Source organism: Salinimicrobium sp. 3283s (assembly GCF_039602225.1).
Classification (GTDB): Bacteria; Bacteroidota; Bacteroidia; order Flavobacteriales; family Flavobacteriaceae; genus Salinimicrobium; species Salinimicrobium profundisediminis.
In genome coordinates this window covers 2902953-2915822 of the sequence record NZ_CP143631.1, presented here as the reverse complement: position 1 = coordinate 2915822, position 12870 = coordinate 2902953, and the positions used below count along the sequence as shown (strand labels likewise).

Annotated in this window: 11 protein-coding genes; 5 read left to right on the top strand and 6 right to left on the bottom strand. The window is 41.6% G+C overall.

Annotated elements, in window-relative coordinates; all coding sequences use genetic code 11:
- Positions 1-16 precede the first annotated feature (16 nt).
- A complete protein-coding gene (locus VS868_RS12955; protein WP_345598111.1) occupies positions 17-934 on the top strand; it encodes an SDR family NAD(P)-dependent oxidoreductase in 918 nt (305 codons plus the stop codon).
- A 66-nt stretch (positions 935-1000) separates the two neighbouring features.
- Here VS868_RS12955 and recR read toward each other — a convergent pair whose 3' ends face one another.
- Positions 1001-1618, bottom strand: coding sequence for a recombination mediator RecR (gene recR, locus VS868_RS12950; RefSeq protein ID WP_266068784.1), 618 nt, complete (start codon positions 1616-1618; stop codon positions 1001-1003).
- A 99-nt stretch (positions 1619-1717) separates the two neighbouring features.
- Here recR and VS868_RS12945 point away from each other — a divergent pair, with 99 nt between their 5' ends.
- The gene (locus VS868_RS12945) at positions 1718-3175 is read left to right on the top strand and encodes a sodium:solute symporter (RefSeq protein ID WP_345598108.1); all 1458 of its coding nucleotides are present in this window, start codon (positions 1718-1720) and stop codon (positions 3173-3175) included.
- On the opposite strand, the gene VS868_RS12940 is transcribed toward VS868_RS12945, so the two are convergent.
- Positions 3152-3514 carry a CoA-binding protein gene (locus VS868_RS12940; RefSeq protein WP_345598106.1) on the bottom strand — a complete coding sequence of 121 codons (363 nt, stop codon included), beginning with the start codon at positions 3512-3514 and terminating at the stop codon, positions 3152-3154. The genes VS868_RS12945 and VS868_RS12940 overlap by 24 nt on opposite strands.
- Before the next feature lie 325 nt (positions 3515-3839).
- On the opposite strand from VS868_RS12940, the gene VS868_RS12935 reads away from it, so the two are divergent.
- Positions 3840-6206, top strand: a complete 2367-nt coding sequence (locus VS868_RS12935) for an outer membrane beta-barrel family protein (RefSeq protein ID WP_345598104.1) — start codon at positions 3840-3842, stop codon at positions 6204-6206.
- 142 nt (positions 6207-6348) lie between these two features.
- Here the strand turns inward: VS868_RS12935 and VS868_RS12930 are convergent, their stop codons facing one another.
- Positions 6349-7359, bottom strand: coding sequence for a beta-ketoacyl-ACP synthase III (locus VS868_RS12930; protein ID WP_266068779.1), 1011 nt, complete (start codon positions 7357-7359; stop codon positions 6349-6351).
- Between the two features lie 129 nt (positions 7360-7488).
- Here VS868_RS12930 and VS868_RS12925 point away from each other — a divergent pair, with 129 nt between their 5' ends.
- Positions 7489-7743 carry a hypothetical protein gene (locus tag VS868_RS12925; protein ID WP_345598101.1) on the top strand — a complete coding sequence of 85 codons (255 nt, stop codon included), beginning with the start codon at positions 7489-7491 and terminating at the stop codon, positions 7741-7743.
- A gap of 180 nt (positions 7744-7923) precedes the next feature.
- On the opposite strand, the gene VS868_RS12920 is transcribed toward VS868_RS12925, so the two are convergent.
- From VS868_RS12920 to VS868_RS12910, 3 genes are all read right to left on the bottom strand, one after another.
- Positions 7924-8448, bottom strand: a complete 525-nt coding sequence (locus VS868_RS12920; RefSeq protein ID WP_345598099.1) for a hypothetical protein — start codon at positions 8446-8448, stop codon at positions 7924-7926.
- A 180-nt stretch (positions 8449-8628) separates the two neighbouring features.
- Positions 8629-9936 carry an AarF/UbiB family protein gene (locus tag VS868_RS12915; RefSeq protein WP_345598097.1) on the bottom strand — a complete coding sequence of 436 codons (1308 nt, stop codon included), beginning with the start codon at positions 9934-9936 and terminating at the stop codon, positions 8629-8631.
- A 78-nt stretch (positions 9937-10014) separates the two neighbouring features.
- Positions 10015-10689 carry a TetR family transcriptional regulator C-terminal domain-containing protein gene (locus VS868_RS12910; protein WP_345598095.1) on the bottom strand — a complete coding sequence of 225 codons (675 nt, stop codon included), beginning with the start codon at positions 10687-10689 and terminating at the stop codon, positions 10015-10017.
- Between the two features lie 222 nt (positions 10690-10911).
- Here VS868_RS12910 and htpG point away from each other — a divergent pair, with 222 nt between their 5' ends.
- Entirely contained in the window at positions 10912-12798 is a 1887-nt protein-coding gene (htpG, locus tag VS868_RS12905; RefSeq protein WP_345598093.1) for a molecular chaperone HtpG, read from the top strand.
- Positions 12799-12870: the final 72 nt, after the last annotated feature.

The window sequence follows — 12870 nt, the reverse complement described above, 5'->3', positions numbered from 1 at the left end:
AATAAAAAGTATAGCAATGAGCGTAAACAGAGAAGAATTAAGAGGAAAAACAATAGTGATCACCGGCGTTTCAAGCGGATTTGGTCGCGGTGCAGCCATAGAATTGGCAAAATTAGGCGCCAATGTTGTAGGAGCGGCAAGAAGAACCGAAGTTCTGAAAAGCCTTGAAGAAGAGGTTATGAACGAGGGCGGAAAACTCAAGACCGTTACCTGTGATGTTAGTAATGTAAACGATATTAAGAAGCTACGTGATACTGCCCTCGAGAAATCTGGCAGTATTGATATCTGGATAAATAATGTAGGAGTAGGTGCGCTGGGTTATTTTTGGGACATCCCGATAGAAGATCACGCCCGGCTGATAGATGTCAACCTCAAAGGCCTGGTGTACGGCGCCCATGCAGCCATGAAACATTTTGTGGAACGGGACCGGGGGATTCTCATCAATGTAGGATCTATAGACAGTGAGGTGCCACTGGCGCTTCAAAATACCTACGCCGCAACAAAATCGGCTGTACTTAGCCTTGGCCGCTCCCTTACAGAAGAACTTAATTTAAGCGACAGGAAAAATATTAAAATTGCCACTATAATGCCCTGGGCTGTAGATACGCCGTGGTGGAAACACGCCGCGAACTACACCGGACACAAACCCCGAATGGCTGCAATGGATGAACCTCAACCTGTGATAGATAAAATTATTGAAGCCTGTGTGAATCCTAAAATAAAAATGCCTGTAGGGCCTATTGCCGGCGCTTCAAATTTCTTTCACCAGATCTTTCCTCAATGGACGGAACGGGCTTCGGCTAAAATTGGTCAATACGAAGTTAAAAAAGCTGCTCCTATGCCTCCCACTACAGGAAGTATTTACGAACCTATGAAAGAAGGCACGACGGTGGAAGGCAACATTAAAGAACGAATGAAAAAAGAAGACAGCTAAATGCCATTTTTGAAACTCCTGTAATTTTAGCAGGGCATTGAGAAGCCGATAAATAGCTCATAGAAATTATTGCTTCAGGGAATTTTCGAACGGAATGCGGTTGGTGATACTGCGCCCCAGGGTGACCTCATCGGCGTATTCCAGTTCATCTCCCACCGAAATTCCGCGGGCAATAGTGCTCGTTTGGATTTCCAGCCCTTCAAGCTGTTTAAAAATGTAAAAATTGGTAGTATCTCCCTCAAGAGTACTGCTAAGGGCAAAGATCACTTCTTTAATTTCCCCTTTCCTGGCTTTCTCCACTAAAGATTTTATGGTGAGCTGTGAAGGTCCAACTCCTTCCATCGGATTAATTTTACCACCCAAAACATGGTAGAGTCCGCGATACTGGCTGGTGTTCTCAATCGCCATTACATCCCTAATATCTTCTACCACACAAACCACCTCACGCTGGCGGCTCTTGTTTGCACAAATCTCACAGAGTTCGGTATCGCTAATATTATGGCAGTTTGCGCAAAATTTTACTTCAGTCTTAAGGTCTACCAGTGCCTTGCTCAACGCAACCGTTTGAGATTCGGGTTGTTTAAGAAGGTGCAATACGAGCCGCAGGGCCGTACGCCTGCCAATGCCGGGAAGCTGAGACATTTCATTCACAGCCCCTTCCAGTAATTTTGAAGAAAATTCCATGTTGCAAAACTACAATTTTTGAGGAGAGAAGTTTAAACAATTTTTATAGTTTAGCAGACATTAATAAGGCTAACATAATTGCTCCGAATCAAATCCTGAATGGAACCTATCACAATCCTATTGGTAATCGCCGCATATTTTGGGGTACTGCTTCTTATTTCCTACTTCACCGGAAAAAACGCAACTAACGAAACCTTTTTCAAGGCCAACAAAGAATCCCCCTGGTATATAGTAGCTTTTGGGATGGTGGGTGCGTCACTTTCGGGCGTCACTTTTATTTCGGTGCCGGGCTGGGTGCGCGATTCGCAGTTTAGTTACATGCAGGTGGTGCTGGGATATCTTGCCGGTTACCTTGTCATCACATTTATCCTTTTGCCCATATATTACAGGCTCAATGTTACTTCTATTTATCAATACCTCCAACAGCGTTTTGGAAATGTAAGTTATCGCACAGGAGCTTTTTTCTTCTTTATATCAAGGGTTTTAGGAGCTTCTTTCAGGTTGTTTTTAGTGGCTACAGTACTTCAGTATTTTGTTTTTGATGCCTGGGATGTACCGTTCTTTGTCACGGTTACCCTCTCAATCTTACTGATCTGGCTCTACACCGCACGCGCAGGAATAAAAACCATTGTGTGGACAGACACCCTGCAAACTTTTTTTATGCTTGGCTCTGTAGCTGTAGCTATTTATTTTGTTTCTGAAGAACTCAACTGGCAGTTTGCCGATTTCTTTACTGCCCCCAGACTGGAGCCTTACACCAAAACCTTTTTCTTTGAAAGTATCCTGGACCGGAACTACTTCTGGAAAGCCTTTTTTGGAGGAATGTTCATCACTATTTGTATGACGGGACTTGACCAGGACATGATGCAGAAAAACCTCACCTGCCGGAATTTAAGGGATGCACAAAAGAACATGCTTTCGTACAGTTTTGTGTTTGTTCCGGTTAACCTGCTATTCCTCTTTCTTGGTGCTTTGCTCTTTATCTATGCGGGAGAAAACAATATTGCCGTACCCGTAATGGACGGCAGCGCAAAAACCGATTTACTTTTTCCTGAAATTGCCCTTAGCGGCAGTATGGGAATGGCCCTGCCCGTAATCTTTATCCTGGGGCTTATTGCCGCGGCATATTCGAGCGCCGACAGTGCCCTCACCTCTCTCACCACCAGTTTTTGCGTAGATTTTCTCGATATTGAAAAGAAAGAACTTTCTAAGCAAAAGGGATTGCGCCAGTGGGTACATGTAGGTATTAGCGCTTTAATGATTGCAGTGATCATTGCCTTTAAATATTTACTTGACAGCAATGTTATTGACCTGCTGCTTACAGCTGCAACCTATACCTATGGCCCCTTATTAGGACTTTTCACCTTCGGAATTTTTACAAAAATGCAGGTGAAAGACCAATGGGTATGGCTCGTGTCCATTCTCTCGGTGGTCATCACTTTTATTATTGGCAATCTACCTTCAGAATATTTGGGCGGCTATGTGTTCAATTATGAACTCCTTATTGTGAATGGGGCCTTTACATTCCTGGGGTTAGTACTGCTTCGTAGAAAGTAAAATAAGGGTACAGGCCACTTCTACTTCAATGCCGTTCTTTTGAAGAATTTTGAAGAACTCCGGGTTTTCGGTGCCGGGATTAAAGATCACCCTTTCAGGCTGAAGCGAAACGATATATTCGTAATACTCTTCCTGCCTTGGCGGGCCCAGGTATAAAGTAACAGTATGTATATCTTCAAAAGGTACTTTTTCAGTTTCAATAGGCACTCCGGCCACCGTTCCCTGCCGCAATCCAATGGCTACAGTGGGAACCTGATTCTGCGTGAGCCTGTTAATTGCAATATTGGCATACCTCGCCGGGTTGGTGGTTGCACCAAGTACAAGCGTTTTCTTTTTCATGTTTTCATTCTATTTTTTACTGTAACAATACTAAAATTTAGTAGTCTTTAAAGTAAGAAATATTTCCCGCATTGAAGGCATTTATAAAACATTGATGGTTAGTGTCTAAATGCCCCGGTGCCAAGCCCATGCATTTTTTTTATGCATGGGCTTTTTCATTTTCAGCAAAAGCTTCAGAAAAAAAATTCAGCAGTCTTTGTAACAAACCGTTTTTTGAGCAGTCTTTATAATAGAGCCGAATACTTTTTCAGGAAAACATTTGTCTTTCCATTATGTTATACAAGGTATTAGGTTAAATAATAACCATCATCAAATCAATCAAACAATGAAACAGTTAATCGCTATTTTAATTTTTAGCTTCGGAAGCCTTTCCGCAGAAGCAAGCTCCGATCCTACAGACCTTGGCACCATCATTGGTCAGGTAATGGACCAGGAATTTAAAGAACCCATCCCTTATGCTACCATTAGTGTGACCACGCCCGAAGGAGTAATGGTTACCGGCGCAGTGACTTCTACCGATGGAACTTTTGAAATTGAAAAGCTGAAAGACGGCACTTATCTCTTCAAGATCCAGTATATGGGTTTTAAAGCCTTTAGCCGCGAGGTGAACGTGAACAGCGGGAAGCGGCAATTTAACCTCGGAACCATTTACCTGGAACCCGAAGTTGCCCAACTCGACTCTGTAGAAGTGGTGGCTGAAAGGTCTACTATTGAACAGCGCATAGACCGCAAGGTGGTAAATGTTGGAAAAGACCTCACCACAGCAGGAGCTTCGGCCAGCGAGATCATGAACAACATTCCCAGTCTTGCTGTAGACCAGGACGGGAATATCTCTATGCGTGGCAACGATAATGTAAAGATACTTGTTGACGGAAAACCCACTAACATTCCCGCCGCACAGCTTTTAAAACAAATACCCAGTACCTCTATCAAAAGCATTGAGTTGATCACCAACCCTTCAGCAAAATATAATCCTGAAGGCATGAGTGGGATCATCAATATCATTCTGCATAAAAATTCCAATCTCGGATTTAACGGAAACCTCAACACCGGCATCACCCAGGGCGAGTACACCCGCTATACAGGTTCGCTCAACATGAACTACCGCACCGGGAAAGTAAATTTTTTCACCAATCTTGGTACCAATGGCGGCGAAAGCCAGAACAACGGAAGACTGGAAAATTTCACCCAGAATTATACCGAAAATATTAGCTTTTTGAACGACAGGGAATCCTATCTCATCAAATTTGGGATGGATTATTACATGGATGACCGCAATACTTTTTCTGTGTACACCAACCAGAATATCTACAACGGCTCTCCTGTAGGTACCGTGAGGTTAGATTATGGGTTAAACGATGAAAGGAACCTGTTGCAGGAATTTCTTTTTGACGGGGAAAACCACACCCAGACCTACAATTTTGTGTTTAACCATGATTTTAATGCTGAAGGCCATAAGCTCATCCTGGAAGCCGATCACAGCATCACCGATGAAACTGATATTGCCAAATATATGTACAGTGGTACAGGAGCAGGTGATTTTGACTCTTACCGGGACAACACCGAGGAAGAGCTGTCTAATTCAACTTTTAACCTGGATTATGAGAATCCGTTTTCAGAGACCTCAAAAATTGAACTTGGAGCTGAAGCAAGGTTTAGAAGGACCAGGAATGATTATCGCACTACCAGCCCTAATCTTGAGAACACACTGTACGATTACGACAACAACATACTCTCTACTTACGCCACCTTTGGCCAAACCTTCAAAAAATGGTCTTACCAGTTGGGAGCAAGGCTGGAACAGTATGAAGTAGAAGCGGTACTCAACGGCGATTTGATCTACAAAACCGATTATTTGACCCTGTACCCTTCAGCATTTGCCTCTTATAATTTTGACGAGATGAAAACGCTGCAGCTTAGTTATTCAAGACGTGTAGACAGACCTGGGCTTAATCAGGTAAACCCGGTGAGGGAATTTGCCACACCAAGGCTCTCGCAGGTTGGAAACCCCGAGCTTGACCCGCAGTTCACAAATTCCGTAGAAATGAATTATACCCACAACTTCAAAAAAGGGAGTTTAACTGCAGGAGTTTTTTACCGGCTTATTGAAGATGAGATCAACCAGGCACTGTTAATTGATCCGCAAGACCCCTCGCGATTACTGCTCACCTATCAAAACTGGGAAGACAACACTGCCTACGGTTTTGAACTTAGCGGCAGGTACAAACCCTTTAACTGGTGGAGCATTAACCCCAGCTTTGAACTGTACAGCAGTACCGAAAAAGGCGTTGTGGGAACCGATTACAGGGAGATAAAAAGCAGCATGTACAGCCTGCGCATAAGCCAGAGCTTTGATGTTACCAAAAAGCTGAGCCTGCAAACCTTCGGAATGTACCGCAGCAGCACCGAATTGCTACAAATAAACCCCAAAGAATTCTGGTTTGTAAACGCCGGCGCCCGATATAATGTTTTAAACGATAAAGGCACTATAAGCCTTAACATAAATGACATTTTTGACACCCAGGAATTCGGTTTTCAATCTGATGTGCCTTACTCTCAGGAAGGAACTTTCTGGAATGATTCTCAAACGGTATACTTAGGCTTTTCGTACCGGTTTGGAGGTGGAAAAAACAAAGCCCTTGACAGAAAACAAAGAGACGACAACACCAGCAGTGGTGGTGGAATTTTTTAATGTCTTGTTTAATTAGCCAAAAAAAATCCGCACCTGAAAAGCTGCGGATTTTTGACATTTTTGGCACCCGTAAAAATTTAACCTGACTTTCGACCTGACTCTTCAGTCTTATTTCCTGGTTTTGCCTCTTGGTTCTTCAGTCTTACCACTTGATCACTGCACTGGCCCAGGTAAATCCACTACCAAAAGCGGCAAGCACAACAGTATCACCTTCTTTAATTTTTCCTTCTTCCCAGGCTTCGGTCAAAGCAATAGGTATAGATGCAGCCGTGGTATTTCCGTAGCGTTGAATGTTGTTGTGTACCTGCTCATCGCTAAGCTTAAACTTCTGCTGAACGAATTGCGAAATACGCAAATTAGCCTGGTGCGGAATAAGCATGTCTATATCTTTAACCTCAAGGCCATTTGCCTGCAATCCTTCCTGAATTACTTCAGAAAAACGCACTACAGCATTTTTGAAAACAAACTGCCCATTCATGTAAGGATAGTAAATGATATCATCGCCCTGCGGATTCTCTTCAATGATCTGCGGAACCCAATGCATGGTACTTGGCCCTTTCAAAGAAAGTTCGAGGGCGTGTTTACCTTCAGAATGTAAATGCGTAGACAGCACTCCCTGGCCGTTATGGTCGCTTCGGGTAAGCACTGCGGCTCCTGCCCCATCGCCAAATATCACCGATACGCCACGCCCGCGGGTAGAAAAATCGAGCCCGCCACTGTGGTTCTCACTCCCTATAAGCAGTACATTTTTGTACATCCCGGTTTTGATGTATTGATCGGCTACTGAAAGTCCGTAGATGAATCCGCTACACTGGTTTCTCACATCCAGGGCCGGGCAGGTGTCTATATCCAACATTTCCTGGATTTGCACCCCACCACCTGGAAAATAATAATCTGGACTTAGGGTAGCAAACACGATGAGCTCAATGTCATCTTTTGAGATCCCGGAACGTTCTATGGCAATTTTGGCAGCTTTGGCTCCCATCACGGCAGTAGAATTGCCATCCCCTTTCTTTATATGCCGCCGCTCTTTAATCCCCGTACGCTCCTGTATCCACTCATCATTGGTGTCCATCATTTTGGACAAATCATCGTTAGTTACCACATTTTCGGGCACATAGAATCCAAGACCCGCTATTTTAGACTGATACATGTATATATTTTTAGGCTTTGATAATTTATTTCTATTAAATTTAGCAATTAATAAAAAGTTGCTGCGCAATATAAGAAAGATTAACATTATGACAGTGCAGTGATCTTCAACCTAAATTCAATTTATTACATGAAAAGTTTTATTTTGAACTTCATTGCCATCATTTGCTTTACGGGAGCAACCTTTGCGCAAGAGCACCTCACCTATCAAAAACCACCACAGGAGATCCTGGAACTTGTAGATGTACCACTGGCTCCTTCTACCCTCATAGACAGTGAGGCTAAAAGAATTGTATTCCTTTATCGCGACCAATTTAAATCTATAGCCGAGCTTAGTGAAGAAGAAATGCGCCTTGGTGGGATCAATGGCTTGAAAAATATGTAAAAAACAAAGACCAACTGGAAGGGAAGATTGAGCAGCAATCTCCTGTTTTACAGAATTAATTCCCGGGAATTAACACCATAAAAAGGCTGTCTTGAAATCCTGATTGTCCTCCTGAACAAATTCAGAGGGGTCAAAAAGGGGATTTTCAGACAGCCTTTTTCTGTTTATTATTTTATGACATTATCTTCTATTGAAGGCGTCATAATCGTTGAATTCGGTTTCATCTACAAATCCGTCATCATTGACATCCCAATCGTCAAAAGAAGAAATGTTCCACTCATCATTATCTATCAGCTCATCTTCATTTGTGTCATAACTCTCAAACCAGGTGTTATTGTTCATCCCTTCATTCCACTCATCGGCATCAAGCATTCCGTCTCTATTTGTATCGAAAACTTCATAATCATCTTCTCCAAAAGATGCTCCTATTCCGGTATTGAGACTTTCATCCCATTCATTCTCATCAATAAAATCATCGCTATTGAGATCAAAACTCTGGTAAGCCCTTTCAGAAAATTCGGTGTCGTCAATGCTGCCATCCATGTTGGCATCCCAATCATTGTAAGTTTCACTGCTTCGTTCTGTAAATTCGGTTTGATTTATCCTTCCATCGTAATCTGCATCAAAAGAACTAAAATCCTGGGCGTAAACTGCTGTTCCAAAAATGGTGCACATTGCTAAAAGAATTCCTTTTATCGTCTTCATATTCATTGTTTTAAATTAAACTTCTTTTTCTTTTAAAGCTCAATTTAAGGTGCAAACCAACTGATTTAAAGCACTTTAATCTTTTTAACAGAGAAATGAAGGAATTTAAATTAACAATAACAGGAAAATAAAAAAGCCGGAAACTTTAGGTTTCCGGCCAGTAAAAAGAATATTATTTAATCAGGAGTATTTTTTGAAGTTGTTAATGCTAACCGTTGCTCCCAAATCGTGTAATAAATTGTAGAGCCCAAAAAATGTGCGGTTGATATACAGGAAATGCTTGCTCCCTCTATTACCATTCATTTTTCTTAATTCCTGATCTTTACTGTATTTCTCGCTTAGGCTGGTTACTGATGTCCAGAATCCTTCATCGGAAAAATCAAATTCTTCCTTCTGAAAAGGTGCGGTAAAAAGGCTTAACATCTGGTAGAATAAATCTGAAAAGAACTCAATTTCGCGGGAAGAATCTTCTTTCCGAAGAATTTCCAACTCAAAAAGCTTAGCGTTGAAGAATTCAGGATCATTGATCTTCTGCTTATCGGCAAGTTCAAAATACGGTTTGTAGAAATCTTCGGGCACCCGCTTAATGCAACCAAAATCGATCGCAATGAGATTATTTTCTTTATCCACCAGGAAATTCCCGGGGTGAGGATCGGCATGTACGGCTTTTAAGATATGCATCTGGTACATATAGAAATCCCAAAGGGCCTGCCCCAGTTTATTTGCTGTTTCCTTATTGGTGTTCTGTTTAGCAAATTCGCTTAAATGCATCCCATTCATCCAGTCCATCGTAATGATCTTCTCACTGGAAAGGTCTTCATAATACTTTGGAAACCTGAGGTGAGGGATGTTCTTACAGGCTTCAGACATTTCGATGCTCTGTTGCACTTCCAAAACATAATCTGTCTCCTCAAGCAGTTTCTCTTCCACCTCTTTAAAATACCTTTCTGAGCCCCTGCCCTGCAGGTTAAACATCTTTGTAGCTATGGGCTTTACCAGCGCCAGGTCTGAACTTATACTCTCGGCCACGCCGGGATACTGGATTTTTACGGCCAGGTCTTTCCCGTCTTTTGTGGCCCTGTGCACCTGCCCAATACTGGCGGCATTGACCGATTCAAGAGAAAAAGTATCAAAAAGCTCATCAGGGTACTGCCCGTGATATTTTTTGAAGGTCTTTCTCACCAGTGGTGCCGAAAGTGGTGGCACACTAAACTGGGCAAGGCTAAACTTTTCTACATAAGCATTGGGAAGAAGGCTCTTTTCCATAGAGAGCATTTGGGCAACCTTAAGGGCGCTACCCTTCAGGCTCTTTAGCCCATCGTAAATATCCTCGGCATTGCTTTGGTCGAGCTGATCTCGGGAAAGGTCAGCGTTTAATGCCTTTTTTGAGTAGTATTTAAGGTAATTTCCACCCAGCTTAATACCGGTTTGTACCATCTTACCGGTACGACTTATCTTTCCGGTGGGAATTTTATCTATTGTTTTCATATATCTATATTAAAAACCCAACGACAGGCATAGTAGGGTTATCCCTGCCGAGGGTAAACGCCCAATGAACTCTTATGCTCATCGTGACATTTTTTCTTTCCAAAGAAATTTTCCGAAGTCAAGCGCTCTTTCCAGAGGAGTGTTCTCAAACAGGTCAAATGCTGTATTAACCGATTTTTCAATAGCTACATCGGTGCTTTCAAATTGAGGTGAGTTGTCATCCATCCAAAACTTCAGCAGAAATACAAGCTGTACCCAGGCAGCTTCAGAAAAAACAGCTTCCGATCTTTTCAAAATTCCGGAACGCTGTTCCTGGTTGCCTTCGCGAATTAGTTCAGCTGTATAATTTTTCAGCTCCCGCCGCAAACCTTTAAGTTGTCCGGCATTCTTGAGGATTGAATCTTCATGTTTTAAAGTGAAAAGCACATAGCTGCGGTTTGCAGTGAGCATTTCAAAAAATGTATAATAGAGGGTTAGCATTTTTTCCCTGTTACTAAAGGAGTCATACTCCCGGCTCTTTTGCATCACCTGGAGGGTATGCTCAAAAAAGCGCTTCCAAATTCCCTTTTTTAAACCCTCAAAGCTTCCGAAGAAATTATAGAATTCTGCTTCAGAGATTTCATGATCTTTAGAGAACTTATAAACTGTATCAGGCTCTTTTCCATTTTCGAGCACGTAGTTCATATACCATTCAATAATACGGTCTTGAGTTACTGCTTTTTCCTGTTCTTTTATTTGTTTTGTCTTTGCCATCTTTCGCTAATTAACTTATTCAAAAGTAGTTATTCTGTTTAAATTTAATATGTTTTTTTTAAACAAAAATCTGTTAAATCTATTTTTCTGAATTATACTGACGTAATTTTAGTCGAAAAACAAGTGGAAAAATTACTCTGCTGCCAGTTTGTCAGCGAAGTTGAGTTGGGTACTTTTTTTGACCTCTCTGGGGGAATCTAAAAATTAAATAAACCAAAATATATGGCAACCGGAAACATTAATGTATCTGTAGAAAACATCTTTCCTTTAATTAAGAAGTTTCTATACAGTGATCATGAGATCTTTTTACGCGAATTGATCTCTAACGCCACAGATGCCACTCTCAAATTAAAGCATCTTACTACTATTGGAGAAGCTAAAGTTGAATATGGCAACCCTGTTATTGAAGTAAAGATAGACAAGGAAAAAAAGCAACTCATTATTAGCGACCAGGGAGTTGGGATGACCAAAGAAGAGGTTGAAAAATACATCAACCAGGTAGCTTTTTCAGGTGCCGAAGAATTCCTTGAAAAATATAAGGACAGCGCAAAAGACAGTGGGATCATTGGTCACTTTGGGCTTGGGTTCTATTCGGCCTTTATGGTGGCCAACAAGGTAGAAATCATTACCAAATCTTACAAAGATGAGCCTGCAGCGCACTGGGTATGCGAAGGTACTACCGAGTTCACCCTCGAAGAAACCGAAAAGAAAGAACACGGTACAGATATTATTCTTCATATCAATGAAGATGACAAAGAGTTTCTTGAGAAGAACAGGATTGAAGAGCTGCTTGTGAAGTACAACAAGTTCATGCCAATCCCAATTAAATTTGGAACCCGCGAAGAAACGCTTGATCTTCCTGAAGATGCGCCCGAAGATGCAAAACCCGAAACCAGGACAGTAGATAATATTATCAATAATACTAATCCTGCCTGGACCAAGCAGCCAACAGATCTTGAGGATAAAGACTACAAAGATTTTTACCGCGAACTGTATCCTATGCAGTTTGAGGAGCCTTTGTTCCATATTCACCTCAATGTTGATTACCCTTTCAACCTTACCGGAATTCTGTATTTCCCAAAAATGTCACAAGACATGAACATACAGAAGGACAAAATTCAGCTTTACCAAAACCAGGTATTTGTAACCGATAATGTTGAAGGTATTGTTCCTGAATTCCTGACAATGCTTCGCGGGGTTATTGATTCTCCTGATATTCCACTGAACGTTTCCCGTTCATACTTACAGGCAGATGGTGCCGTTAAGAAGATCTCCAGCTACATTACCCGTAAGGTGGCAGATAAGCTGAAGTCTCTGTTCAACAACAATAGAGAAGATTTTGAGAAAAAATGGAATGATATCAAGATCGTCATTGAATACGGAATGCTTTCAGAAGATAAATTCTTTGAAAAAGCCAAAGATTTTGCTCTTTACCCAACTGTAGACGACAAATATTTCACTTTTGAAGAATTCATTGAGAAGATTAAAGACAACCAAACCGACAAGGATGGTAACAAGGTAATTCTCTATGCTTCAAACCAGGATGCACAGCACAGTTACATTGAGACAGCCAAAGAGAAAGGTTACGAGGTATTGTTGTTAGATTCTCCAATTGTATCTCACCTGCTACAAAAGCTGGAAATGGGAGATGAAAAAGTATCTTTTGTTCGTGTAGATTCCGATCATATTGACAACCTCATCAAAAAAGATGAAGAGAAGATCTCCAAATTAAACGAAGAAGAAAAAGAAAAGCTAAAAGCCGATTTTGAGAAGGTAGTTCCAAAAGAGAAGTACACGGTACAACTTGAGGCCCTAGACAGCAATGCAGCTCCGCTTATCATCACCCAGCCGGAATTTATGCGACGCATGAAAGAAATGCAGCAAACAGGTGGCGGCGGAATGTTTGGAATGGGAAATATGCCCGAGATGTATAATCTCGTGGTAAACACCAACCACTCTCTTATTGGAGAAATTTTGAATACTAAAACTGAGAAAAAACAAGAGCGATTGATCAAACAATCCCTTGATTTGGCCAGGCTTTCACAAAACCTCCTGAAAGGGGAAGAATTGACTTCCTTTATTAAGCGCAGCTTTGATATGATCAAATAAAGCCAGTAAGCTTACAAATCAAAAACCGCTTTCCTGATGACAGGGAAGCGGTTTTTTTATTTAGTACCAGCA

Excerpts from the sequence above, each read along its gene's own strand:
- VS868_RS12955 (WP_345598111.1), top strand. The coding sequence starts at position 17 with ATGAGCGTAAACAGAGAAGAATTAAGAGGAAAAACAATAGTGATCACC.
- recR (WP_266068784.1), bottom strand. The coding sequence starts at position 1,618 with ATGGAATTTTCTTCAAAATTACTGGAAGGGGCTGTGAATGAAATGTCT.
- VS868_RS12945 (WP_345598108.1), top strand. The coding sequence starts at position 1,718 with ATGGAACCTATCACAATCCTATTGGTAATCGCCGCATATTTTGGGGTA.
- VS868_RS12940 (WP_345598106.1), bottom strand. The coding sequence starts at position 3,514 with ATGAAAAAGAAAACGCTTGTACTTGGTGCAACCACCAACCCGGCGAGG.
- VS868_RS12935 (WP_345598104.1), top strand. The coding sequence starts at position 3,840 with ATGAAACAGTTAATCGCTATTTTAATTTTTAGCTTCGGAAGCCTTTCC.
- VS868_RS12930 (WP_266068779.1), bottom strand. The coding sequence starts at position 7,359 with ATGTATCAGTCTAAAATAGCGGGTCTTGGATTCTATGTGCCCGAAAAT.
- VS868_RS12925 (WP_345598101.1), top strand. The coding sequence starts at position 7,489 with ATGAAAAGTTTTATTTTGAACTTCATTGCCATCATTTGCTTTACGGGA.
- VS868_RS12920 (WP_345598099.1), bottom strand. The coding sequence starts at position 8,448 with ATGAAGACGATAAAAGGAATTCTTTTAGCAATGTGCACCATTTTTGGA.
- VS868_RS12915 (WP_345598097.1), bottom strand. The coding sequence starts at position 9,936 with ATGAAAACAATAGATAAAATTCCCACCGGAAAGATAAGTCGTACCGGT.
- VS868_RS12910 (WP_345598095.1), bottom strand. The coding sequence starts at position 10,689 with ATGGCAAAGACAAAACAAATAAAAGAACAGGAAAAAGCAGTAACTCAA.
- htpG (WP_345598093.1), top strand. The coding sequence starts at position 10,912 with ATGGCAACCGGAAACATTAATGTATCTGTAGAAAACATCTTTCCTTTA.